Source organism: Pedobacter sp. GW460-11-11-14-TSB4 (assembly GCF_059423705.1).
On record NZ_JBWKYI010000001.1, the window covers coordinates 490,452 to 514,941 of the forward strand.

Annotated in this window: 22 protein-coding genes; 8 read left to right on the plus strand and 14 right to left on the minus strand. The window is 38.2% G+C overall.

The window, feature by feature from the left end:
- Positions 1-5: 5 nt before the first annotated feature.
- The 7 genes from AC07YT_RS02145 to AC07YT_RS02175 all read right to left on the minus strand — a co-directional run bounded on the left by AC07YT_RS02145 (position 6) and on the right by AC07YT_RS02175 (position 8,750).
- Entirely contained in the window at positions 6-875 is an 870-nt protein-coding gene (locus AC07YT_RS02145; protein ID WP_494945146.1) for a glycosyltransferase, read from the minus strand.
- A 15-nt stretch (positions 876-890) separates the two neighbouring features.
- A complete protein-coding gene (locus AC07YT_RS02150; RefSeq protein ID WP_086546014.1) occupies positions 891-2,048 on the minus strand; it encodes a DegT/DnrJ/EryC1/StrS family aminotransferase in 1,158 nt (385 codons plus the stop codon).
- Complete coding sequence (locus tag AC07YT_RS02155) at positions 2,045-3,487, minus strand: lipopolysaccharide biosynthesis protein (RefSeq protein ID WP_086546013.1); 1,443 nt, start codon at positions 3,485-3,487, stop codon at positions 2,045-2,047. Before AC07YT_RS02155 ends, AC07YT_RS02150 begins: the two co-directional genes overlap by 4 nt.
- A 4-nt stretch (positions 3,488-3,491) precedes the next feature.
- A complete protein-coding gene (locus AC07YT_RS02160; protein ID WP_086546012.1) occupies positions 3,492-4,790 on the minus strand; it encodes a nucleotide sugar dehydrogenase in 1,299 nt (432 codons plus the stop codon).
- Positions 4,783-5,331 carry a UpxY family transcription antiterminator gene (locus tag AC07YT_RS02165; RefSeq protein ID WP_086546011.1) on the minus strand — a complete coding sequence of 183 codons (549 nt, stop codon included), beginning with the start codon at positions 5,329-5,331 and terminating at the stop codon, positions 4,783-4,785. The genes AC07YT_RS02160 and AC07YT_RS02165 overlap by 8 nt, the downstream gene beginning before the upstream one ends.
- A gap of 350 nt (positions 5,332-5,681) precedes the next feature.
- Positions 5,682-7,970, minus strand: a complete 2,289-nt coding sequence (locus AC07YT_RS02170) for a GumC family protein (RefSeq protein WP_086546010.1) — start codon at positions 7,968-7,970, stop codon at positions 5,682-5,684.
- Between the two features lie 21 nt (positions 7,971-7,991).
- Positions 7,992-8,750, minus strand: a complete 759-nt coding sequence (locus AC07YT_RS02175; protein WP_086546009.1) for a polysaccharide biosynthesis/export family protein — start codon at positions 8,748-8,750, stop codon at positions 7,992-7,994.
- Between the two features lie 718 nt (positions 8,751-9,468).
- Here AC07YT_RS02175 and AC07YT_RS02180 point away from each other — a divergent pair.
- Positions 9,469-10,146 carry a PglD-related sugar-binding protein gene (locus AC07YT_RS02180; RefSeq protein ID WP_086546008.1) on the plus strand — a complete coding sequence of 226 codons (678 nt, stop codon included), beginning with the start codon at positions 9,469-9,471 and terminating at the stop codon, positions 10,144-10,146.
- A gap of 70 nt (positions 10,147-10,216) precedes the next feature.
- Here the strand turns inward: AC07YT_RS02180 and AC07YT_RS02185 are convergent, their stop codons facing one another.
- Both AC07YT_RS02185 and AC07YT_RS02190 read right to left on the minus strand, forming a co-directional pair.
- The gene (locus AC07YT_RS02185) at positions 10,217-10,606 is read right to left on the minus strand and encodes a response regulator transcription factor (RefSeq protein WP_086546007.1); all 390 of its coding nucleotides are present in this window, start codon (positions 10,604-10,606) and stop codon (positions 10,217-10,219) included.
- A 44-nt stretch (positions 10,607-10,650) separates the two neighbouring features.
- Positions 10,651-11,415 carry a DeoR/GlpR family DNA-binding transcription regulator gene (locus tag AC07YT_RS02190; RefSeq protein ID WP_086546006.1) on the minus strand — a complete coding sequence of 255 codons (765 nt, stop codon included), beginning with the start codon at positions 11,413-11,415 and terminating at the stop codon, positions 10,651-10,653.
- 158 nt (positions 11,416-11,573) lie between these two features.
- Here AC07YT_RS02190 and AC07YT_RS02195 point away from each other — a divergent pair, with 158 nt between their 5' ends.
- The 3 genes from AC07YT_RS02195 to AC07YT_RS02205 are packed head-to-tail and all read left to right on the plus strand — an operon-like array spanning position 11,574 to position 15,447.
- On the plus strand, positions 11,574-13,166 hold the full coding sequence (locus AC07YT_RS02195; protein ID WP_086546005.1) for a glycerol-3-phosphate dehydrogenase/oxidase: 1,593 nt from the start codon (positions 11,574-11,576) through the stop codon (positions 13,164-13,166).
- 14 nt (positions 13,167-13,180) lie between these two features.
- Positions 13,181-14,671 carry a glycerol kinase GlpK gene (gene glpK, locus AC07YT_RS02200; RefSeq protein WP_086546004.1) on the plus strand — a complete coding sequence of 497 codons (1,491 nt, stop codon included), beginning with the start codon at positions 13,181-13,183 and terminating at the stop codon, positions 14,669-14,671.
- Positions 14,672-14,706: 35 nt separating this feature from the next.
- On the plus strand, positions 14,707-15,447 hold the full coding sequence (locus AC07YT_RS02205) for an MIP/aquaporin family protein (protein WP_086546003.1): 741 nt from the start codon (positions 14,707-14,709) through the stop codon (positions 15,445-15,447).
- 121 nt (positions 15,448-15,568) lie between these two features.
- Here AC07YT_RS02205 and AC07YT_RS02210 read toward each other — a convergent pair whose 3' ends face one another.
- The gene (locus AC07YT_RS02210; protein ID WP_086546002.1) at positions 15,569-16,852 is read right to left on the minus strand and encodes a M16 family metallopeptidase; all 1,284 of its coding nucleotides are present in this window, start codon (positions 16,850-16,852) and stop codon (positions 15,569-15,571) included.
- A gap of 11 nt (positions 16,853-16,863) precedes the next feature.
- The gene (locus AC07YT_RS02215) at positions 16,864-18,153 is read right to left on the minus strand and encodes a M16 family metallopeptidase (protein ID WP_494945147.1); all 1,290 of its coding nucleotides are present in this window, start codon (positions 18,151-18,153) and stop codon (positions 16,864-16,866) included.
- 250 nt (positions 18,154-18,403) lie between these two features.
- Here AC07YT_RS02215 and AC07YT_RS02220 point away from each other — a divergent pair, with 250 nt between their 5' ends.
- The 4 genes from AC07YT_RS02220 to AC07YT_RS02235 all read left to right on the plus strand — a co-directional run bounded on the left by AC07YT_RS02220 (position 18,404) and on the right by AC07YT_RS02235 (position 23,187).
- Positions 18,404-19,081, plus strand: a complete 678-nt coding sequence (locus AC07YT_RS02220) for a 3'-5' exonuclease (RefSeq protein ID WP_494945148.1) — start codon at positions 18,404-18,406, stop codon at positions 19,079-19,081.
- Complete coding sequence (locus AC07YT_RS02225; protein WP_086545999.1) at positions 19,071-20,522, plus strand: DUF294 nucleotidyltransferase-like domain-containing protein; 1,452 nt, start codon at positions 19,071-19,073, stop codon at positions 20,520-20,522. Before AC07YT_RS02220 ends, AC07YT_RS02225 begins: the two co-directional genes overlap by 11 nt.
- A gap of 119 nt (positions 20,523-20,641) precedes the next feature.
- On the plus strand, positions 20,642-20,971 hold the full coding sequence (locus AC07YT_RS02230) for a YegP family protein (RefSeq protein WP_086545998.1): 330 nt from the start codon (positions 20,642-20,644) through the stop codon (positions 20,969-20,971).
- A gap of 614 nt (positions 20,972-21,585) precedes the next feature.
- Entirely contained in the window at positions 21,586-23,187 is a 1,602-nt protein-coding gene (locus AC07YT_RS02235) for a discoidin domain-containing protein (protein WP_086545997.1), read from the plus strand.
- An 83-nt stretch (positions 23,188-23,270) separates the two neighbouring features.
- On the opposite strand, the gene rplT is transcribed toward AC07YT_RS02235, so the two are convergent.
- From rplT to infC, 3 genes are all read right to left on the minus strand, one after another.
- On the minus strand, positions 23,271-23,615 hold the full coding sequence (gene rplT, locus AC07YT_RS02240) for a 50S ribosomal protein L20 (RefSeq protein ID WP_025144714.1): 345 nt from the start codon (positions 23,613-23,615) through the stop codon (positions 23,271-23,273).
- A 75-nt stretch (positions 23,616-23,690) separates the two neighbouring features.
- A complete protein-coding gene (gene rpmI, locus AC07YT_RS02245; RefSeq protein WP_029279105.1) occupies positions 23,691-23,891 on the minus strand; it encodes a 50S ribosomal protein L35 in 201 nt (66 codons plus the stop codon).
- 29 nt (positions 23,892-23,920) lie between these two features.
- A complete protein-coding gene (gene infC, locus AC07YT_RS02250; RefSeq protein ID WP_051691975.1) occupies positions 23,921-24,490 on the minus strand; it encodes a translation initiation factor IF-3 in 570 nt (189 codons plus the stop codon).

Consider the following 24,490-nt stretch of genomic DNA (forward strand, 5'->3'; position numbering starts at 1 on the left):
TCGAATTAGTTTACTATCGTTTTAATGGTCTGGAAAGCGTTTCTGAAGTTTTTATATTTCACTTCGAAAAAGAAGTATCTTCTAAAGTAGAAGTACAAAAGTTTAGCTTTTTGCAAACCGGTATAGGTGAAGATTTTAATAATGATATAGAAATCGCTCAGTTGCATTTTTTTTAATGGAACATACGATATGGGACTCCAGATACCGCCGGGATGACGCCTGTAACAGCTCATTACTTCTGGCATAACGTATACTTTTTTACCTGTTACCCAGGTGCAGTAAAGTTTCAATATCTTATCGCAGGCATAACATTTTAAAAGCCAGTCGTTTTTATACAGATTTCTAATGGCGTCGATATTGCGATAAACAATGGTTGCGGTACAGGTTTCAGCCTGTTTATTAACAATCAAGTCGTTAAAGCTATACTGTAACGGAACCGGGCTAAAATCCATGTAAATCAGCTCTGTATCATCAAAATTAATTTCGCGGGTATAATGGCAGCACATTACATAATCAGGGTTGTTTTCTAAAAAATCAACCTGTTTTTGCAACTTGTAGGGGTCTGTCCAATAATCGTCTCCATCGCAGGTGGCCACATATTTTCCTCTGGTTTCTAAGGCTACGCGAATAACATTTTTCGTGGCCCCGATATTTTTAGGTGCTTTTAAGCGCTTAATTTTGCCAGGATACTTGGCAACATATTCGTCAATAATCTCAGTGGTTCCATCAGTAGAACAATCATCGCCAATAATAATTTCTGTATTAAAATTGCATTGCTGCATCAGAAATCCATCCAGGGCTTTTGCAATAAATTTACTGTGGTTATAAGTGATGCAAAAAATGCTAACCATTACATCTGTATCATCTTGTTTCATAATTGAAGCTGTCATTTAGTTGCCATTAACTACCATGCCTATGCTGCCATTAACCAGCTTGCCATAATCAGCGAGCTTAAGCACTTGTTTTTTGCGGTAATTCTGAGTTCTTAAAATAATCCTGACCACTAAATCCTGATCAGCACTGGTTAAGGTATGGTAAAGCGGTAAACACATAATGCGTTTAGAAATAGAATCACAAATAGGCATATTTACCTTATCGATATAGGGTAAAGCCGATAAAGACGGATAAAAATATCGCCTGCAATACACCTGAACCAGTTCTAATTCTTTCATGCAATCGAGCATAACTTCTTCCGAACGGAATATTACAGGATAGTAAGCGTAATTAAAATCTGTATCGGCCTGGATAATCTGAAACTGCGCTTCTATTTTATTCAGGCGCATTTCGTAATGCTGTGATAGTTCTTTGCGTTTACTTAAAATCTGATCGATATGTTTTAAATTGCAAAGGCCCATAGCGGCATGAAATTCGGAGTTTTTAGCATTGGTACCGATCTCTGAAAAAGTATCTACCCCGCTATAACCGAAATTCCGCATCAGCGCCATTCGCTTTAAAATTTCTGGATTTTGAGTAAAAACAGCCCCACCTTCAATGGTGTGAAAGAGTTTTGTAGCATGGAAGCTTGTTGTGCTTACATCGCCATAAGCGAAAATAGATTTACCTTTATATTTTGTCCCAAAACAATGAGCAGCATCGTATATTACTTTTAGCCCGTGTTTTTTAGCAATACGATCTATCGCTTCGACATCGCAAGGATTTCCAAAAACATGTGTAGCTAAAATTGCTGAGGTATCAGGCGTAATGGCCGCTTCAATTTTATTGGGATCTATATTGAGGGTATCTTCATCTATATCCACAAAAACTGGCTTGCAGCCTTGCCAAACAATACTACTGGTGGTGGCTACGAAAGAAAATGGTGTGGTAATAATTTCACCTTTAACTTCTAAAGCCTGAATGGCCAGCTGTAATGCAATAGTGCCATTGGTTACGTATAACAAATGCGGCAGGCCTAAGTATTGCTGTAACTTTAACTCCAGCTCATTTACTAAAGGACCATTATTGGTGAGCCACTGTCTGGCCCAAATGCTACTTACATAGCTTTTAAATTCTGCCTGTTTTGGCAAAAAGGGTTTAGTTACAGGTATCATTGTTTGAGGATTAATTGTTTAAAATCAACGAGTGCAGCCATTTTAATGCTGCTACTGATGCCGAGGTAAAAACTGCCATAAATAATGCTTATGCCAGCAATGCGAAGAATATTGTTAATATGGTAATGCGATAAACACCAGGTATCGAGGCAATAACATGCTACACCTAATAAGCTAGATAACATTAAAATAGGTGCAATATCCTGAAGTTGTTCTTTAAGTGGATAATTGATTAATTTGCCACTATATGTTGAATTGATATAATAGGCAAAAACGGTAAAGAAGAGTTGAAAATATAACAACCCCATAATGCCAAATGGAATTACACAAATAATTCCGACTACACTCAGCACCTTTTTTATAATTTCTAATCTTAAAAACTGTCCGCTATGTCCCTTAACTTTCAAAATGTTCAGGTTGTATGCATGTACAGGATATAGAATACCCGCAATACATAAAATCTGAAAATAGGGTACTGAAGGCAGCCATTTATCGGTTAACAGTAAGGAAATTAAAGGTTGGGCAATAAGTGCCAAAAAAATCAGGCTTGGTGCATTCCAGAATAATACCTGCTGCATTAACCTTCGGTAAACCATTTTAAGTTTTACATCGTCATTGCTGATGTTCGAAAACATCGGATAGGTTACTTTACTAATTGCTGTAGAAATAATTCCAATGGGCAACTGACTTAAACTATCTGCCCTGGCATAAAAGCCCAATTGAGCTGCAGCGTAAAAGCGACCTATAATAACCGTGTATAAATTTTGATAAATCGTATCCAGCAGACCGGAAAGCGTCATCTTGTATCCAAAATGAAAATGCTTTCTGAAGCTTCTTTTATTGAAAATCAGTCGTGGCCGCCAATCGGAGTAAAACCAGTGTAATGCTGTAGAAACACTTGCACTCAGTAAACTCATCCACACCAAACTCCAGGTTCCATAACCTTTTTTCGCCAGGTAAATGCCTAAACAACCGCCCAGTATTACTGCTGGTATCTGAATTACCGTTTGCAGTTTAAATTTCATTTCCTTCGTTAATAAAGTACTCTGAATGCTGAAAAAGGCATTGATTAAAAAGGTTAATCCGTAGACCCTAACAATATTGGTCAGTAAGGGCTGTCTGTAAAAATCAGCGATTAAAGGTGCTGTAAAGAACAAAACACCATAAACAATGATGCTTCCAAACAGGTTAAAAAAAAATATAGTAGAAAAATCTTTTTGTCCTGCCGTTCTTGTGCGGATTAGCGATGATGTTAAACCGCTATCCATTAATGAATTGCCAACAGCGATAAAAATAGAGAGCATTGCGATTAAGCCAAATTCTGCAGGGCTTAACAGGCGGGCCAGTATGATGGTAACGAACAGGTTTATGAATTTAACACTAAACTGCTGTCCGATCGACCATATAATGCCCGATCGCGCTTTATATGTTAAATTCATGATCTTACAATCGAACCGTTTCCATTGATTGTGGCAATACCGCTTTTATATCGTACACCACACAGGCTGGTTTACGTAATGCTGTAATATTTAAATTATTGAAAGCTTCGTGTGCTACGGCCAGTATAATTCCATCGTACTTTCTGGTTTTCGACGAGCCATTTTCGCAGATAATACCATAGTTGTGGTTGGCCTGATCGGCATTTGCCCAGGGATCATGGATGGTTACTTTAACTTTGTATTCTTCCAGTCGCCTTACAATATCAATTACTTTGGTATTTCGTACATCCGGACAGTTTTCTTTAAACGTAAAGCCCAACACCAATACTTCTGCGCCCACAATGTGGATGTTTTGCGCAATCATTTTTTTGATGACCTGATCGGCCACATATTTACCCATACCATCGTTTACACGTCGGCCGGCTAAAATAATTTCGGGGTGGTAACCCGCTTCTTGTGCTTTTTGGGCCAAATAATAAGGATCTACGCCAATACAATGCCCGCCAACTAAACCTGGTTTGAAATTTAGAAAATTCCACTTGGTTCCGGCTGCGGCTAAAACTTCGGAAGTATCAATACCGATCTGGTTAAAAATCATTGCCAATTCGTTTACAAAAGCAATATTGATATCGCGCTGGGCATTTTCAATTACTTTCGCTGCTTCGGCCACTTTAATAGACGAAGCTTTATAAGTTCCGGCTGTAATGACCGAACGGTAGAGTTCATCGATTTTTTCGGCGGCTTCAGGGGTAGAACCCGAGGTTATTTTTAAGATATTGGCAACTGTATGTTGTTTATCTCCAGGATTAATACGTTCCGGAGAATAACCGGCAAAAAAATCCTTATTGAAAACCAAACCTGATCCTTTTTCTAAAATCGGTACACATTCATCTTCAGTTACGCCAGGGTATACAGTTGATTCATAAACCACTATATCTCCTTTCTTTAAAACTTTAGCAACAACTGCACTTGCTTTAATCAGCGGGGTTAAATCTGGCCGGTTGTTTTTATCAACAGGCGTTGGCACTGTAACAATGTAAACCGACGAGCTGCGTAATTTTTCGATTTCATTGGTACAGTACAAGCCTTTTAAAGTTGTGCATTCGAATGTTAAAACCTCATTTAATTCAGATTCGTTAACTTCCAGTGTATTGTCGTATCCGGCTTTTAATTCTGCTATCCTGGTCTCGTTAATATCAAAGCCAAATACCTTGTATTTTTTTGCAAATTCTACTGCCAATGGTAAGCCAACGTAGCCAAGGCCAATTACGGCCATTTTCAGATTATCTTCAGCGTTATACATAGTGTTGTTGTGTATTTACGGTTAATGTTAAGTTGCTTATAGGCACTCTGGTAACTAAAGCACAGTCTAAATGATCGAAAGACATTAAAACGTGCTTACCTTGAATCTGGATCACCTCTCCTTCCTGGTTATGAAAAAGACCATTACTGATCCGAACACGGTCTCCTTTCGAAACACCGGTTAAACTCACTACATCTACATCGTTATAGGTATCCATGATGTGTTTCAGCTTTTCAATCTCACTATCGCGAACTACTGCAGGTTTCCCCATGTAATTAATGAAGTTTAAAACCCCCAGTGTATACCTGATTTTGTAGCCTTCCCGTTCATCTATTTTCACAAAAACATATCCGGTAAAAAGTGGAAGACTAACGATTTTCTTTCTATCGGCCCATTGATTTTCTACATTCCGCACAGGACAAAAAGATTCGAAACCTTGCTCTTGCAGCAAACGGTCAACTTTTTTCTCCCAACGGGGACGGGTATAAATCACAAACCATTTTTTTGCGAACGAGGGCTTGATGTTAATTATAGATTCCATTTTATTTTAATGAGTTTATCGTTTATTTTCTAGGCCATTTGATACAGCTTCGCTATATCACTTACATGACAGGTATTGGGCATTATCTTTAAAACTGTCTGCTAAAGCGCCTTTTAGTCGGCCGGATACAGCTTCGCTATATCACTTACATGACAATTTTATTTTTTAATCTTATTTTGCTTTTTGGGGCAAATGGGCAATCTAATTAAGAGTAGTTTACAAGCTGATAATGCCTTAATACGATGCTCAGTTTAAGCATCCTCACTTTATTGTTTGTAAACAGAATTAAATCGTTTGGGGACGTTTATTTGGTAAAGGGTATTGGTATTCTCTTTTAAAACATGGTAGTTTTAGTTTGCCATGGCATAACCGTAACCACCGTAGCTGTATTTTTGGCTCTTTTCTCTTTTGGCATCGTTAAAAACGACCATCGGATTTTTGAGTTTATTGTTTTCACAAATATCTTTCAATATGGCCAACTGGTATTTATTGGTGTAATTGTATCGCACCAGGTAAATGCTTACATCGGCATATTCTGCTAAACTAAAGGCATCGGCCACCTGGCCAACCGGCGAAGTATCGATAATGATGTAATCGAACCTTTCTTTCAGTTCATCAAATAACAGATCCATTTTAGGACTCATCATTACTTCGGCAGGATTTTCAGGTGATTGACCACAGCCAATAACCGAAATATTGTCAGAAACACTGGTCGGTTTGATAATATCATCTAACAAAGATTCACCAATTAAATAGTCAGTTAAGCCGATCGTTTGTTTTAACCCCACCTTATTCAAAAGATCAGGTTTTCTTAAATCGAACTCCAATACAACCACTTTTTTATCGAGCATACCTAAAGTAGTAGCCAGGTTTACGCTGAAGAATGTTTTACCCTCTCCTTTCATACTCGAGGTTACCAGCATTACCTTATTTTCGATATTGTTAGACATCAGTCCTAAATTCATTCTGATGTACCTAAACAATTCTGATATGGTAGAACGGTTATCTTTTTGAAACACGATGGTACTTTTATCCAGGTTATGAGAAAGTTCGCCAAGCATTTTTGCACCTGTAAGCTCAATCGTACTGGCATCCTGTACTTTGTTATTGAAAAATCCTTTGGCGTAAATTACTCCGGCCGGAACAAAAAAGCCGAAAATAAATCCACACAGGTACAACAGTGGTTGCTTAGGGCTATTCGGTATAGTGTTGTATGCCGGTTTATCTACCACTTGCGAGGTGGGCACTGTAGCTGAAAGCGATAAAGCCGTTTCCTCTCTTTTTTGCAGCAAATATTTATATAAACCTGATTTTACGCTTTGTTCACGGCTTCTTTCTAACAAGCCACGTTCTATGGTAGGCACAGATTTAATTTTATTATCGAATTGAGCGTAATTGGAGCTCAGGTTGTTTCTTTCAATAACGAAACCTTGTTTAATGCTGGATAGGTTTTCTAAAATATTGGTTTTTAAGGTTGCTATTTGCTCGTTCAGGTTGAGTACCAAAGGGTTTTCAGCATTCGCAGTACGCAACATCCGGTTCCGCTCCAACTGGAGATCGTTAAATTTCGAAATCAATGAATTCAAAATCGGATCTTTTAAGCCCATTGCACTTGGAGCTAGGTTGTATTGGCTTTGTTTGCCCCTGAAATAATTTTCGATAGACCGCAATAACCTCAGTTGCACCGACGATTCTTCCAATAACTGATTGTACTGTCCTGAGCGTGCAGCATTCATCTGCGCATCCATATTTACATCGGTAACACGGTTTTGCTGTTTGTAGCTCTCCACATCCTCCTCGGTACCAGAAAGATCTGCAACGAGGTATTTTAGTCGGTTATCGATAAATTTAATGGTATTACGGGCAATGGTATTTTTATTATTAACGTTATTAATATTATAGGTTTCAATCAGATCGTTAAGAATGTCAATTCCGCGTTGTGGCACTACATCGTTCAAACTAATGGTAATGGTGTTGGCGTCTTTAACAACCGGAACTATTTTTAACGAAACCAGGTTATAAGCCTCTGTCATTTTATACAGGTTTTTAAACTGGAGTTTAATTTTACCAAATTCGGCTTTGAAGGCCGGACCTTTATTTATTTTAATGGCGTAGTTTTTAGTGCTAATGGTATCACCATACTTTACGATATTGGTCTTTAGGCTATCCTGAATGATGTACGAGATGTCATCCAGATAAGAAACATTAATTTTCCGGGCATAAGCACCATTTTTTAAACTGATGGCAGTAACAACAAGCGGAGAGGTTTTTCCATAAAGTTCTTTTTCTCTAATCCCCTCTTTTTTAAAGTAAGCTGTTTCTAAGTTTAGTTTTTTCAATACTTTAAAAATCAAATCTCTCGACCGTAAAATCTCAATTTCATTATCAACCGTTTTAACCGTTTGAAACATATTAAGATCACTGAAAGCGGTACTGTTAGACATTGCAGCACCATTTTTATCATCAGAGATTAATAGTGTACTGCTCACTTTATATTTGGGTGGGGTGATGTACAGAAAGCCATATACAGCAGCCATAGAAATAATGATACTGATTAAGAAATAGTGCCAGTTTCTGGCAAACCTGTTCATAGTTTCTGCAAAATCTTTTGCGCCACCATTTATACTTTGTTTAAGCATGATATCATGTTTTAAGAGACGTTATCGACGAAGAACTGCTGTGATTAATACCGCAACTGCTGATATAGAAGCAATTACCACTGGCATTATACGTGTATTCGGGCTATATTCAATTGCTTTTGATTTATCGGGTTCTACATAAACCACATCGTTTTGTTTCAGGTAGAAGAATGGAGAATCCATCACATCCTGATTATTCAGATTAAGTCTTTTCATTACCCTTTGACCATTCTGTTGTCTGATCACTAAAATATTTTCCCGTTTACCATAAACAGTCATGTCGCCTGCCATCCCCAATGCTTCCAGGAGGTTAATATTATCTCCCTGTACGGTAAAGGTTGATGGCCGGTTTACTTCGCCAATTACTGTTACCTTAAAATTGACTAACTGAACATCAACTACCGGTTTTTTAACGTATTTATCTAACTCTTTGGAGATGGTGGCCTGTGCCTGCTCAATGGTTAAACCTTCTAATCGAACGTTGCCTACAACGGGCAGGTTAATCATTCCGTCTTTACTTACCCGGTAACCTTCTATTTTATAATTATTGTCGGCACTTGCATTTCGGGTATTAACTGCAAATAATACATTTGATTCTTGATTTAAGCTGTTTATGCTTACACTTAAAAGATCGTTCTGCTGAATTTTAACTTCCTGACCTTGAAGCTTTACTTCGCTAGTTTGTTTAGCCAGGTTACTAAAGTATACAAGATCTCTTCTGGGAGCGCATCCGGTGATAATGCTTGTATATATTGCGATAAATAATATTACTTTCTTCATAGCTTAAGTAATGTTTAGTTTTTTGTTTGGATTTATTGAGAACTAAGCTATGCAATTAAGCGTCAATGTTTTATAGGCAGATCGGGGTTGTATTTAAATTGTATAAAATACGACCAGCATGCACAGCATTTTAGCTACTGTGCCCATAAAATGCACATCATTTGTAAATTTTACAACGCATAACATGTATAATCTTCTGGCCGTATTTTCACTCAAAAAAGCCTGTTTTTCAATAAGAACTTATCGGCGAAAACTCAAAAAACATCAGAAAATGTTTTAACATTTAAAAAAGCTGTTTAATACTACATTTTATAGGGGGTAAAAAATGATTTTTATAAAATTTCAAAGCAAAACCGCTGATCAACAAACTTAAATTTGTGGATTGATGGATTATTTTTCTCTCATCAGCAGCCAACAGGTTGCGCTTCGCATCTTTCTGTGAAACATATTTTACAATATATTTTTAATGAACGCCAACTAACATTTTACTTCATCGTATTGAGATTTCATCTGCAGTGGTTCGCCGGTAGCCATTCGCCCTGATAAAACGATTAACATAAAAGCCATATCCCCTTAAACCGGGGTAAAAAGCAAGAAAATGCGCAACTGTGCATGCTGTAAACCTGGATTAGCAATATGTGTACAGTATGCTTTTAAAGGGTTTAAAAGCCTGTTTTATGTATAAATTCGTAACTAACCTAAAAACAAAGAATGAAATATGAAAGTTATTATTTATGGAACTGGAAAAATGGCTGAGTTTATCTGTTATTCATTTATGAATGACAGTGATTATAATGTTGTCGCATTTTGTGTTGATGATGCCTATGTGCCTCCTGCAGGCGATACACTATTGGGATTACCCATTTTAAGCTTCGCACAGGTGCTTAAAGATTTTCCTCCAGAAAGCCATAAAATGCATATTGCCATTGGTAGAAACAGTGCCAGGGAAAGTGTATATCAAAAGGTAAGTGAAACTGGTTACAGCTTTGCAAATTATATTTCTTCGAAAGCTAATGTATGGCCCGATTTGGTATTTGGCCACAATACTTTTATTGATCAGTGCTGCGACATACAGCCTTTTGTAACCATAGGCAACAATTGTATGCTTATCGGTGCCCGGATTGGCCACCACTCTACCTTAGGAAATAATGTGCTGTTATCTGGTAATATATTAGCCGGTAATGTAACTATAGGCAATAATTCCTTTTTAGGTATTAACTCCGCTGTTAAAGAAGATATTACCATTGGCGGCCACAATATTATTGGTGCAGGTGTTTTTATTAACAAGCATACCGAAGATTATGCTATTGTTTCTAACGCGACAGTACCACAACGCGTAGGCGATTCTAAACGTTTTGTCATGTTCAACAAAGCACAGGATGTTAAGCAGACCTAAGAAAATATTTAATTCATAAAAAAGGGAAGCCATTTTTTGACTTCCCTTTTTTTATTTAACCTGATTGTAATTAAACTTTTGTTCTGTTTTCTGTACTGCGTTTTAGCTGTGCATTGATACGCGCCAAAACATCATAAATATCAAAAGGTTTACTGATATAATCATCCGCAAATGCATCAATAGCTTTTTGTTCGCTATTATTCTGCGCAGACATTACAATAATCGGGATGTGTTTAGTAAAAATATCGGTTTTTAAATCTTCACAAATCTCTGCGCCGTTTCCATCTGGCAACATTACATCCAGCAAGAAAAGATCAGGCATTGCATCCTGAATATTTTTCTTTAACTCAGCAAATGATGATGAAAGCTGTAACTCAAAACCCTCATCTTTTAATAGAATTTCAATAACGTTTCTGATCTCCTGATCATCCTCTAAAATGTGTATTCGTTTTCTTTCCATGTTCAAATTATAATGTTTGGGATATACCGTTAGCGTGGAATTCGCTATACGATAGTAACAGTAACACCTAAACTCTCTAAATGTTTAACAATTTGTTCAGAAATTCCTTTATCGGTAATAATATGATCAATTTCTTCTAATCCGCATATTTTTCCGAAGCCTCTTTTTCCAAATTTAGTAGAATCGGCCAGTACAATTGTTTTTTGCGAAACACCGATCATTTTACGGTTTAAATGCGCCTCCATGGCATTTGTAGTGGTTAAACCAAAATCAAGATCAATCCCGTCAACACCTAAAAACAGTTTATTGAAATAAAAATCCTGCAATACTTGTTCGGCATAAGCACCCATTACCGATGAAGAACTTTTTCTAAGCAATCCCCCCAATTGTATCACTTCAATACTGGGCTCGCGCATTAATTCGAGTGCTACATTTAATGCAGACGTAACCACTGTTAAATTTGTTGCAGGCACAATATTTTTCGCAAAATACAGGACTGTGGTACCTGATGCAATCACAATCGAATCGTTATCATTTAACAATGCAGCAGCAGCAATACCTATTTTATTCTTCTCAATAGATTGGATTTTCTCTTTCTCATTAACCGGGCGATCTACCGTATATGGATTGTTTACAGTAGCACCTCCATGTGTTCTAAATAGAAGACTTTTATCTTCCAGTAGTTTTAAGTCCTTTCTTATTGTTACAGACGATACTTTCAATTCCTTACATAAATCGACTACATTTATGTACTGATCACGTTGCAGGCGACTTAAAATAAACTGGTGCCTCTCAGCCAAATTCATCATAGTATATTTAATTAGCGTGCTGCAAATTAGCAATAAAAACATTCTTTAAAATATTTTACACAAATATTTAATAAATTTTTAACACACATATTATATTATTTCGATTATGATTTCTTATAATTGCGTATTGTTTCGTTTTATTATTTTTATAGATTTAAATGAAAAGATTACACCCGCATCATATCGCAGAAAACATAAATTGGGACTTCATTATTATTGGCGGAGGTGCTACAGGTTTGGGCACTGCATTAGACGCTGCAAGCCGGGGTTTTAAAACTTTACTCGTAGAGCAATCAGATTTTGCCAAAGGAACATCCAGCAGGAGTACTAAACTGGTACATGGTGGTGTGCGCTATCTTGCCCAGGGTGATATCGGTTTGGTTAAACATGCATTAAAAGAACGTGGCCTGTTACAACAAAATGCGAAACACCTGGTAAATAAAGAAGAATTTCTGATTCCCTGCTACGATTGGTTCTCTGTTGTAAAATATTTAACCGGACTTACGCTTTACGATTGGTTAGCAGGCAAATATAGCTTTGGCAAATCTAAGTTTTTCTCTAAAAAAGAAACTCTAACCATGATGCCTGGCATTAAGGAGAAGGGATTAAAAGGAAGCATCAGGTATTACGACGGCAAGTTTGATGATGCCCGTTTAGCGATAAACATTGCACAAACCGCTATTGAAAACGGTGCATCGTTATTGAATTATACAAAGGTAACCGGCTTATTAAAAAGTGGTGATCAGGTTACTGGTATTGAAACAGAAGACACCATCACTGGTTTAACGGCAAAATATAATGGCAAAATAGTGATTAATGCCACGGGAGTGTTTGTGGATGATATCCTTCAAATGAATAACCCGAATTCAAAAAAAATGGTGCGCCCCAGCCAGGGTGTACATGTGGTGTTAGATAAAAGTTTTTTAAATAGCGAATCGGCCTTAATGATACCCAAAACCTCTGATGGACGTGTTTTATTTGCTGTTCCATGGCACGATCATTTGTTGGTGGGCACAACAGACACGCCATTAGACGAACATAGTTTAGAACCCAGGGCACTTAAAAAAGAAGTAGATTTTATTATGAGTACTGCGGCGAGTTATTTTAACCGCAAACCTTTGGAAAAAGATATTTTAAGTGTATTCTCAGGTTTACGTCCTTTGGCTGCTCCTACCAACGGCGATGGAAACAGTACGAAAGAAATTAGCAGAGACCATAAACTGATTGTTTCAGCAAAGGGATTGATAACCATTACCGGTGGGAAATGGACGACCTATCGCCGAATGGCAGAAGAAACTGTAGATTTAGCCATCACCCATGGCGGTTTAGAATCGAAAGCATGTGTAACTCAAAATTTAAGCATACACGGCAGTTCAACCACTACCGGAGATCATCATTTAGCTATATATGGCACTGATCGCAGTAAAATTGAAGCTTTAATTGTGCAAGATCCAGGCCTTGGAAATAAATTAAATCCGGCATTCCCTTTTACTGAAGCTGAAGTGATTTGGTCTGCACGAAATGAAATGGCCGAAACGGTAGAAGATATTTTAAGCAGACGATTAAGGATACTATTTATTAATGCGCAGGCAGCCAAAGATATGGCGCCCAGAGTAGCTTCCCTCCTGGCCCAAGAATTATCTGCCGATAAAAACTGGGAAACTAACCAAATCGAAACTTTTAATAAATTAGCCGATGGTTATATTTACCATTCAACACCTAAAATAACCGAATCGGCTTTAGCCAATTAACCAAATTCCTAATTATGAGTAAATACATCTTGTCTATCGATCAGGGAACCACAAGTTCGAGAGCAATTATTTTTAATCACAATGGCGAAATTGTTGCCATTGCACAACGAGAATTCACACAGATTTATCCCAAAGCAGGTTGGGTAGAACACGATCCAATGGAAATCTGGTCGACACAATTGGCTGTTGTAACCGAAGTGATTGTTAAAGCAGGCTTAACCGTAGGTGATATCGATTCTATCGGTATTACCAATCAGCGCGAAACCACTGTGGTTTGGGATAAAGAAACCGGACAACCGATTTACAATGCCATTGTTTGGCAAGACAGGCGTACATCTGCTTATTGCGATGAAATTAAAGCACAAGGACTGGCCAGTAAAATACAGGAAAAAACCGGACTGATTATAGATTCTTATTTTTCGGCGACCAAAGCCAGATGGATCTTACAAAATGTTGCCGGTGCAAGGGAAAAAGCTGAAGCCGGAAAACTTGCCTTCGGAACCATTGATACCTGGTTAATCTGGAAACTAACAGCAGGCGAAAAACATGTAACCGATGTCAGTAATGCATCTCGAACAATGCTCTATAACATCCACACCTTAAGCTGGGATGACGAATTGCTTGAACTTTTTTCTATACCAAAAGCCATGCTGCCGGAGGTAAAATCGTCGAGCGAGGTTTATGGTGAAACCGCTGGCCGTATACTGGCCGCAAAAATTCCTATTGCAGGTATAGCAGGCGATCAGCAATCAGCTTTATTCGGGCAAATGTGTACCGAAACCGGGATGGTCAAAAATACCTACGGTACCGGCTGTTTTATGTTGATGAATATTGGATCGAAGCCAAAAATTTCTGCCAACAACCTGTTAACCACTATCGCCTGGCAAATCAATGGAGAAGTAAACTATGCCCTGGAGGGTAGTATTTTTATCGGCGGCGCGGTTGTTCAGTGGCTTCGCGATGAAATGGGACTCATTTCCAAATCGGCAGATGTAGAAACCTTAGCTAAAAAAGTAAAAGATACCGATGGGGTTTATGTTGTTCCTGCTTTTGCTGGTTTAGGTGCGCCACACTGGGATCAACATGCACGAGGGACCATCACCGGGTTAACCCGCGGCACAAACAAATCGCATATCGCCAGGGCAGCCCTGGAAAGTATTGCCTATCAAACCATGGATGTTTTAAAAGCGATGGAAGCAGATGCAGGCGTAAATATTGCCGAATTAAGGGTAGATGGTGGTGCTACAGCCAACGATTTATTAATGCAGTTTCAGGCCGACCTGTTAAACTGTAAAGTAATCAGACCAGATGTAACAGAAGTGACCGCTATTGGTGCTGCTTACCTGGCCGGATTAGCCACAGGTTTCTGGAAAAGCATCGATCAGATCCGTTCGCAATGGAAAATCAACAGGACTTTTGTTGCCGAGGAGGGAATTGATAATACAGAAAGAATAAAGGGCTGGAATAGAGCCATAAAAGCGGCAAGAGTAAACGCAGAAGACTAATTGAACAAATTTTAATCGGATAAGAATTTAATTATATGAATGTATATCTTGCAGAATTTATTGGTACAGCACTAATGATTCTTTTAGGAAATGGTGTAGTAGCTAACGTAGTGCTTAAAGGTACTAAAGGAAATAATAGCGGATGGATTGTCATTACTACCGCCTGGGCACTTGCCGTATTTGTTGGGGTTGTGGTAGCCGGTCCGTACAGCGGAGCGCACTTAAATCCAATTGTAACCCTCGGACTTGCCATCGGAAAAGGCTTTAGCTGGGCATTGGCTCCGTTTTATATTATCGCACAACTCGCGGGTGCAATGACTGGATCTTTTCTGGTTTGGCTTATTTACAAAGATCATTTCGATGCCACAGATGATCAGGGTTTAAAGGCTGCTCCTTTTGCAACCGCTCCAGCCATCAGAAATATCTCGTCCAATTTGTTGTCAGAAATTATCGGCACTTTCGTTTTAATATTTGTCATCTTTTATTTTACTGATGCCAGTATGGGCACCAAAGAAACGGTGACCACGCCTATCGGTTTAGGTTCGATGGGCGCCATTCCGGTCGCATTTTTAGTATGGGTAATTGGTTTGGCCTTAGGTGGAACCACCGGATATGCCATAAATCCGGCAAGAGATTTAGGACCGCGGATTATTCATTTTTTAATCCCAATGAAAGGAAAAGGAGGTAGCGACTGGAGTTATGCCTGGGTACCCATTGTTGGGCCAATAATCGGGTCGGTATTAGCTGCAGTTGCATTTTTGTTGATTAGTAAATAGTGCGAATAAAATAGAAAAAGTCGTCATCTCGACTGAAGTGCAGTCCCGAACGTTCGGGAGAGAACTATCTAACAGATTTCTCGGCTGCGTTGCACTTCGCTCGAAATGACGACCAAAAGAGCTACTGAAAAGCAGCTCTACCTACTTGTTCATCGCCCAGGTATATCCAAATGGCACCTTTTAAATACTTTGCAAAAGAATCTTTCATGTCCTGCAAGCTTACTTTGTTAAAATTGGCGACCATATTCTCCGTAATACTGTAATCGCCCAGCACTTCAGCTTCACCTAAATCTTTCACAATCGAACTTGCACTTTCCTGATGCCTGTAGTAGCGGTCACGATGCTCTTTTTTTAAGGCCTCAAGATAACGCTCTCCATATTTCCCTTCCCTAATATTATTATAAACCGAAATCATCGCTTTAAAAGCTTTTTTAGGTTGTGTAGTGCTTACAAACATAGAAGTATATGGAATCTGTTGTACTTTAACGGTTGCACCCGGCGCATATGATAAACCCAATTTAGTTCTCAGCTCATAATTCATACTCCCACTTAATGCATTAATGGTTAGCACAAAAGCATAATAATCGGCATTTGTCATGGTTGGTGCATTCATAATACAACTCATGTAATTGGTCGCAATATCTCTTTGTTCAATTACCAGATGCTCTCCTGTTAAAGTCTTGCGATCGTAAACGGGTGGCGTGTAGGTTTTTCCTTTAAGGCCGCTAAAAGAAGCCTGAATCTTCTTTTCCAGTTCTTCCTTCGTAATGTTTCCAGCTACAACCAGAAACATTTTATTCTTGTTCAACAATTCGCTATGGTAATAATTACTCACCATTTCGGCGGTAAAACCGCCTACGGTTTTGCTTGTACCCAAAGGATTAATGCTGTAAGGCGAATCTTTAAACATGCTTTCCATGGTCAGCTGCTCAATCCTTGTTTCAGGATCAGATTGACTGTGATAAATCCCCGTAATCATCCGCTCTTTAGTCGTCTGAAACTCCGTTTTATCAAAGGCCGGATTAATTACGGCATCTGAAAAAAGTTTCCAGCCCTGATCAAGATACTTGGAAATACAATCCATGCTAATGGTGCCATAGTCTGTTCTCGATGAACCAGAAATATCAATTCCGTACTCATCAGCCAGCTCCTGATAATCAACAACGCTGTAATTTTTAGTACCACAGGTAGCTGCAGCAGCCAAAGCCAGGTTTTCAATTCCAGCCCTTTCAGCGTTATAATTCATCACTCCACCTTTAAAAAACATGCTCATACTAACTGTTTCTTTCTGAGTAGATTTTAAAATCACCTTTAAACCATTCACATCAAATGAAATGGCTTTGGTTTGCGCGTTGGCAAGATGAAAAACTAAAATAAAGTTGATTAAAAATATAAATCGTTTCATGGAGCGTAAGGTTATTTAGATGATTTAAAAAATGTTGCCGGCTTCACTTCATTCATACCTGCTTTATCCATCATCAGGCCAGCACAATAAGGTTTATCTTTAATATACTTGCGTACATAATCGAGCAAATCCTTCCTGGTTACTTTATTTACATTTTCTTCGTAATGCGTATAATAATCAATTGATGCTGAAGCCCACCAAAAGGAAAGTAAATGTGCATAATCGGAAGTAACTTCTCTCCTTTCTACCTGTTCGATAGACAATAACCTTTTGGCTCTTTCAATCTGTAAATCAGACAAATAATCTTCATTGGCCCAAAGCGAAATCTGCTTCAGCACTTCCTCATAACATTCCTTTATTTTTGCCGGATTAGGGCTCACCATCAAACTAATTGGCCCTGTATATTTTTGCGTGTAATAATTCACATCGGCCTGTTGCGCTAATCCTGAATTAATAAGTGCCTGTTTCATTTTAGAACCGTTTTGATTCACAATGAAAGAGAAAACGTCAGCAGCATAGGTAGCTGGAATATCGTTCCTGGTATCGGGACCATGCCAGCTAAAAAGCATAAACGGAACAGGGCTTTTATTCGATTCTACAAAATAATAATCGTTTTTTTGAAGCGGTTTAAACTCCGGAATTGGCCATTTCACAAAAGGATCAACCGGCGAGCGTTTCCAGCTTCCGAAAACAGAATTTACATAGCTAAAAGCTTCATCTACCTTAACATCACCTGCAATTACCAGCACAGCGTTGTTTGGCCAGTAATATTTATTTTTAATGGAATCCATTTTTGATGGAGTAGCTGATAAAATCACCTCATGACTCCCGATTACATTTTTACGGGAATAATTTGCGCCCCACATGTGCCGCGAATTGGCTTCTATCAAAGCAAATATCGGACTCGATTCGTGCCTGGTAAATTCAGCATTTACCACTTCATTTTCCAAAGCCATATCTTCTTTTATGAATTTTGGATAACGAATGGAGGAATTCATTAAACTTAACCCTGGCTTTAAATTAGCAGCCGGAAGTGTAAAAAAATAATTCACCACCTCTTCTCTGGTCGTGGCATTCGAATTGATATCCAGATCGTTCATTCTCGAGTTTAAACGTTCGAAATCGGGATAATCTTTATTGGCCTTAAAAAACAAATGTTCGTAAAGGTGACTTAAGCCATTAAATTCGTCGGTTTCGGTAAAAGAACCATTTCTACAAGCCATTTCGATGGTCACCAGCGGCACAGTCCGGTCTACAACCACCAGCACTTCTAAACCGTTATCAAGTTTTTTGAAATGCATGTTTTCTCCGAGCTTTTGCTGAGCAAAGGCAGAACTCAGGCACAATATACAGGCTAGGGAGCTAAATAATAGAGAGCGCATATTTTAATTAAATTTTGGCACCAAATAACTGCAAATCTTTCACTTTAACAAATAAATAACGCTTTATTTATAAATTGCTTTTCCGGGAAGGATTTAGGAATAATTATAGTTTACATTCTTAATTAATTACCTTTGAAATCGTTCAATCTTAAACGCTAACCATTTAAAATTGCAAGAATACTTCCTCGTTGTTGATACCGAAACTTCAGGTCTGCCTAAAAACTGGACAGCACCTTATTCTAAAGAAAAGAACTGGCCGCATATTGTCCAAATTGCCTGGATTATTTATGATCAATCTTACCAGGAAGTTAAGCGCGAGAATCACTACATTAAAAATACCGATTTCATCATTGATAAAGCGGCCTTAAAAATTCACAAAATTAGCCCTGAATATTTGCATACGCATGGCGAAAACAAGGAAAAGGTGATGTTGCAGTTTGCTGAAGATATCGAAAAATACCAGCCCTTGGTTATCGGACATTTCATTGAGCTCGATTATCACATGGTGAATGTTGAATTATACCGCATTGGAAGGGAAAACATATTTAAAAATCTTGCTTTTTTCTGTACCATGAAAGCGAGTGCACCCTATATCACCAATACGGTAATCAGTCATTTAAAACTGGATAAATTTTACACTATATTATTTAATGAAATACCTGAAAATGCCCACAATGCCTTATCAGACGCATCAAATACGGCAAAGATTTTCTTTCATCTTTTAAAAACAGACAAAATTACCTTAACTTCAGCCTACCATCAGGAGCATACTTTTAACCTGGAACAGAAAAAGACAAAAGAATTTTCGTTTAAAAGAATTTTACAGGGACTTTTTAATGGAAGATAAATTAGCCGATCAAATTTATACCGCCCGCATTGGAGACATTACTTTCAAAAAGATAGTGAGTTGCAGCCCAGGCACGCCTATTTTCGAGGCGGCAATTAAAATGTCAGAACAAAAAACCAGTTGTCTTTTTATTAAAAATGATCAGGATGTTTACCTGGGTTTCGTAACCGATATTACTTTAAGGGATAATGTCATCGCTAAACAACTGAATCCAAATTTGCCGATTGATGAAGTGATGGACACCCATATTGTTACCATAAGTCCGGATGCTTATGTGTATGAGGCGATATTGATGATGTTCAGCAAAAAATCCAGATATTTATTGGTAAACGACAATGGTAATTATGTTGGTTTTCTGAGCAGGAACCGCCTTTTAAGCGAACAGGCAGAATCGCCATTAGTTTTCATTCAATCTGTAAAATCGGCTGTAAACACCAGCGATTTAAAACTAAAATGGCAAAAGGTACCCAATATTGTTGCGCAGTTACTGGCAAGAGGCGTTCATTCGAAAATTGTGAACGAAGTCGTAACGACCATTGCTGATACCATTTCTTTTAAAATTATCGAAGAAGTAATTGCAAAACTGGGTCCGCCACCTGCAAAGTTTGTGTTTATGGTTTTGGGCAGCGAGGGACGAAAAGAACTGAGCCTCAAAACCGATCAGGACAATGCCATTATTTACGAAGATACCGGAGAAGATAAAAGAGCAGCCGTACGCTCCTATTTTCTAGACCTGGCTACACAGGTTTCTGACAAACTAAATTTTGTTGGTTTTGTATACTGCGATGGCGATTATATGGCAACCAACCCAAACTGGACCCATTCACTTTCCCACTGGAAATACAATTATAAAAACTGGATAGAAGAAGCTTTGCCTGAAGCTGCTGTAAAATTTGCAGCATTTTTCGATTGCAGGGCCATTTATGGTGACTTAACCATTATGGAAAGTCTGAGATCTTTTGTTGATGAAGAACTGCAGAAGCCTATCGAAAAATTCTATGTATACCTGGCCAAAAATGCTTTACTTTATGAGCCACCGCTCACTTATTTTAGAAATATCAGAACGCAAAAAATCCATAAAAAAGAAGTATTCGATATTAAAACAGCCATGACCCCTATTGTAGATTTAGCAAGGGTTTATGCTTTACAAAACAGGATTTTTCAAAAAGAAAATACCGGCGAGCGTTTAAAAGCGCTCAGGGAATTAGGTGTTTTTAGTGAAGAGCAGTTTAACGAACTTTCACAGTCCTATTATTATCTGATGGGGTTGAGATTAAAACATCAGGCCAATCTGATTATCAATGATCAGGCAGCGCCGAATAATTTTATTGAAATTGATAGTTTAACTAAAATCGAAAAAGTAACCTTGATCGAAATTTTCAAAATTATCCAAAACTTCCAAAGCGGCATCCGTATGAAATTTACCAATAGTCTGGGTTAAATTTTCATTAATTCTCTTATCTGCTTATTGTAATTGGTTACAAACTTTAATAACTTTAGGAATAATACCTAGTTATTTAGGTTAAAATGCTAACCAGGTAATAAATTAAAATCAGACCTATGGGAAAATTTGTAATTACTAAAAGATCGAACGGAGAATTCCAGTTTAATCTTAAAGCCGGCAATGGCCAGACCATTTTAACAAGCGAAGGCTATTCAGCCAAATCGAGCTGCGAAAACGGGATCGAATCGGTTAAAAAAAATGCACAGGATGATTCAAAGTTTGAAAAAAAGACCTCATCTAATGGCAAGTACTATTTCACTTTGAAGGCTACAAATGGCCAGTTGATTGGCTCCAGCGAGATGTACGAAAGTAGTTCTGCCAGAGATAACGGCATCGAATCGGTTCAAAAGAATGCACCTGACGCAGATACTGACGATCAGAGCTAATCGTGATAATTTCAATAAAAAAGTCGTCATCTCGACTGTAGCGCAGCCCCGAACATTTGGGGGAGAGATTTACTCCTCTTAGAATTCTCGGTTACGTTGCACTCCGCTCGAAATGACGACAAATAATAACATTGCCCTCCCCCTTTTAAGCCTACCTTTTAGGCAAAGATTTAATTCTCCTTTGTAGCGCACTACATTCAGCTGTACACATCCATCTACAGGCAAATCAAACAGTTAATACAAGTCAATCAAACGTTTGCGCTTCATAAATTTTAATGTCATATAAAAAAGTAATCAAATAGCCGTAAAAACCTGTTTGAATGGCATTTATACGCTATTGTTTAAATCTATTACGTTTGATGTAACACAAACGTTTGCGCGGTTTTAATTCCTCCTACTGTATAAGTTTGTGTGTAACTTAAATCTGGATAAGATAAAAATCTACTTACAATACGCGCTTTTTAAGATTTGGGATAGCGGCCGCGACTGGCAAACTATGGTGGTATAATCTTGGTATAAAACCGATAAGATTAGGCAAAGAGGCTGAGTACAGCATATAAGATAGCAACAATAACCAATTCCCTATATTATCAACCTAAACCTAAAATTATCGTATGAAAAAAAACAGTCTACTTTTAACAGGGCTATTCTGCGCCTGCTTATTTACCCTGTCTTGTAAAAAAGCCGAAGTATTGCAACCTGAGGAAAAAACCCTCTCTATTAGCAAAAAACAGGCTACCACTAACATTATTACACAAAGTCGCAATGTAAATATTGTGTATTTTGTACCTAACGATCTCGATACCCTTGCCGGTTACAGAAAAAGATTGAGTGATCTTTTATTATGGACCCAAGACTGGTACAGACAAGAAATGAATCGCAACGGTTACGGCAACAAAACATTTGGTCTTGCTGATGATGGCGCCGGAAATGTAAAAATCTTAACCATTAGAGGAACACTTCCAAAAGCCAGTTATCCCTACTCGGGAGGAAACGGCGCAGTAGCAAGTGAGGTAAATGCTTATTTTGCTGCACATCCGGCAGATAAAACCAGCGATCATACTCTGATCATTATTCCAAGGTATTCCATCGGTTCGAATGGCACACCAAGCGGAGGTCCGTTTTATGGTACCGGCAGGTGGTGTTATGCTTTGGATTATGAAGAAATGGACATTGCAAACCTGGGCTTAAGCACTACCGTAGGCAATCGCTTTAGTGTGTGGTTTGGCGGTATGGTACATGAGCTGGGTCATGGATTAAATCTGCCGCACAACAGGCAAAAAGTTTCCGAAAACTCAACCTTAGGGATGGCCTTAATGTGGGCGGGTAACGGAACTTTAGGTAAAAGCCCTACATTTTTAACGGCTGCAGATGCGGCGATTTTAAATGTAAATCAGGTTTTCAATAACAATTCCAATACCTATTATGGCGCCGTAACCAGTAGCATTAATAAGATATATGCCAGCTATTCGAGTACTTTAGCGTCTATAGTAGTATCCGGCAAGTTTACTTCTACCGGTAATGTAACCAGTATTATATACTACAATGACCCTAATGTAAATAATGAAGGTACCGGCGTTAACCATGATTACAATGCCATTACCTGGGAATCAAAAAAAATCGGCACTGATAGTTTTAGGGTGGTTATGCCAATTGCCGATCTGCAGGAAAAAGCTGATGGTATTCCATACGAACTGAAAGTTAAACTGGTTCACGATAACGGAACAGTAACCGAACAAATTTATGCCTATACTTTTTCGGGAGGTTTACCGATATTAACCTTCTCAACCAAAAATGAGTTAAGCAAAACAGGATGGACGATCAATTCATTTAGTTCTGAAGAAAGCTCTGATGGTAAAGCGTCCAGCTTAATTGATGGTAATGCGACTACTGTTTGGCATTCGCGATGGAGAACTTCGGCTACTTCCTACCCACACAATGTGGTAATTAAAGTAGGTACGACTTCTAAAACAGCAAGTGGCGTAAGTTTATTGCAGCGCAGCAGCTTAAGCAGAGCCGTTAAAGATTTCGAAATCTTAACGAGTACGGATGGTGTTAATTTCACCTCGCAAGGCAACTATGTAGCAAAAAACATTAGTGGCGTGCAGTACTTTGATTTTGCTTCGGCACAAACCTTCCTCTATTATAAAATCATTGCTAAATCTGCACATGATGGTCAGCAGTTTGCCTGTTTAGCAGAATTAGGATTATATTAGATCTTCAAAACCAAACAACAAAAAAAAGGTCCCGATTTACATCGGGACCTTTTTAAATATGATTATCGCCTAGGCGAAAATTTCTATTTTACTGCATCAATTACAGCTTTGAAAGCTTCTGGGTGATTCATTGCTAAATCAGCCAATACTTTACGGTTTAAACCGATTTCTTTAGAAGCTAGTTTACCAATTAATTGAGAGTAAGAAATACCGTGCTGACGAGCACCTGCATTAATACGTTGGATCCATAATCCGCGGAATTCTCTTTTCTTAACTTTACGGTCACGGTATGCATATTGCAAACCTTTTTCTACTGTGTTTTTAGCAACAGTATAAACCTTACTTCTTGCTCCCCAATAGCCTTTGGCTAGATTAAGGATTTTTTTTCTTCTTCTTCTCGAAGCTACTGCGTTTACCGAACGTGGCATGTTGTTGTTGTTTTTTGGCAAGCGGCGTTCCTTTTAACCGGAAACTTAAAGCCTGATACCTGGTGAATTAATAAATTACTTTCCGATACAAAGCATACGTTTAACGTTACCCATATCAGCATCAGATACGATACTTGCTTGACCTAAGGCACGTTTACGTTTAGTACTCATCTTGGTTAAGATGTGACTTTTGTATGCGTTGTTTCTTTTGATTTTACCTGTTCCAGTAAGCGAAAAACGCTTTTTAGCACTGGAATTGGTTTTCATTTTTGGCATAACCTGTTTTTTAATTTATAAACCTATTTTTATTTTTTTGCTACTTTAGGCGCAACTGTCAGGAACATACGTTTACCTTCTAACTTAGGTAATAACTCTACTTTTCCTACATCTTCTAAAGCCTGGGCAAATTTTAACAATAAAATCTCTCCCTGCTCTTTGTAAACAATTGCTCTACCTTTAAAATGCACGTAAGCCCTAACTTTTTCACCGTTCTCTAAAAAGCTTACTGCATGTTTCAATTTAAACTGGAAATCGTGATCGTTGGTGTTAGGACCAAAACGGATCTCCTTAATTACAGTTTGTTTCGCATTAGCTTTAATTTCTTTCTGCTTTTTCTTTTGCTCGTAAACAAATTTACTATAATCAATAATTCTACAAACTGGTGGTACGGCATTTGGAGATATTTCTACCAAATCCAATTCCAGTTCATCAGCAAGTGCCAAAGCTTTTGCCAAAGGATAAATCCCCGGTTCAACATTATCGCCAGCTAAACGCACTTCGGGCGATTTAATATACTGATTAATGTTATGCTCTGCTTCTTTTTTCTTAAAAGGTGGACGTGGTCCCCTGTTAAATCCTGGTCTTCCTAATGCCAA

Coding starts and splice junctions, on each gene's coding strand:
- AC07YT_RS02145 (WP_494945146.1), bottom strand. CDS start 875: ATGAAACAAGATGATACAGATGTAATGGTTAGCATTTTTTGCATCACT.
- AC07YT_RS02160 (WP_086546012.1), bottom strand. CDS start 4,790: ATGTATAACGCTGAAGATAATCTGAAAATGGCCGTAATTGGCCTTGGC.
- AC07YT_RS02235 (WP_086545997.1), top strand. CDS start 21,586: ATGAAAAAAAACAGTCTACTTTTAACAGGGCTATTCTGCGCCTGCTTA.
- glpK (WP_086546004.1), top strand. CDS start 13,181: ATGAGTAAATACATCTTGTCTATCGATCAGGGAACCACAAGTTCGAGA.
- AC07YT_RS02175 (WP_086546009.1), bottom strand. CDS start 8,750: ATGAAGAAAGTAATATTATTTATCGCAATATATACAAGCATTATCACC.
- rpmI (WP_029279105.1), bottom strand. CDS start 23,891: ATGCCAAAAATGAAAACCAATTCCAGTGCTAAAAAGCGTTTTTCGCTT.
- AC07YT_RS02190 (WP_086546006.1), bottom strand. CDS start 11,415: ATGATGAATTTGGCTGAGAGGCACCAGTTTATTTTAAGTCGCCTGCAA.
- AC07YT_RS02185 (WP_086546007.1), bottom strand. CDS start 10,606: ATGGAAAGAAAACGAATACACATTTTAGAGGATGATCAGGAGATCAGA.
- AC07YT_RS02225 (WP_086545999.1), top strand. CDS start 19,071: ATGGAAGATAAATTAGCCGATCAAATTTATACCGCCCGCATTGGAGAC.
- AC07YT_RS02230 (WP_086545998.1), top strand. CDS start 20,642: ATGGGAAAATTTGTAATTACTAAAAGATCGAACGGAGAATTCCAGTTT.
- AC07YT_RS02205 (WP_086546003.1), top strand. CDS start 14,707: ATGAATGTATATCTTGCAGAATTTATTGGTACAGCACTAATGATTCTT.
- AC07YT_RS02170 (WP_086546010.1), bottom strand. CDS start 7,970: ATGCTTAAACAAAGTATAAATGGTGGCGCAAAAGATTTTGCAGAAACT.
- AC07YT_RS02155 (WP_086546013.1), bottom strand. CDS start 3,487: ATGAATTTAACATATAAAGCGCGATCGGGCATTATATGGTCGATCGGA.
- AC07YT_RS02180 (WP_086546008.1), top strand. CDS start 9,469: ATGAAAGTTATTATTTATGGAACTGGAAAAATGGCTGAGTTTATCTGT.
- AC07YT_RS02150 (WP_086546014.1), bottom strand. CDS start 2,048: ATGATACCTGTAACTAAACCCTTTTTGCCAAAACAGGCAGAATTTAAA.
- AC07YT_RS02195 (WP_086546005.1), top strand. CDS start 11,574: ATGAAAAGATTACACCCGCATCATATCGCAGAAAACATAAATTGGGAC.
- AC07YT_RS02165 (WP_086546011.1), bottom strand. CDS start 5,331: ATGGAATCTATAATTAACATCAAGCCCTCGTTCGCAAAAAAATGGTTT.
- AC07YT_RS02210 (WP_086546002.1), bottom strand. CDS start 16,852: ATGAAACGATTTATATTTTTAATCAACTTTATTTTAGTTTTTCATCTT.
- rplT (WP_025144714.1), bottom strand. CDS start 23,615: ATGCCACGTTCGGTAAACGCAGTAGCTTCGAGAAGAAGAAGAAAAAAA.
- AC07YT_RS02215 (WP_494945147.1), bottom strand. CDS start 18,153: ATGCATTTCAAAAAACTTGATAACGGTTTAGAAGTGCTGGTGGTTGTA.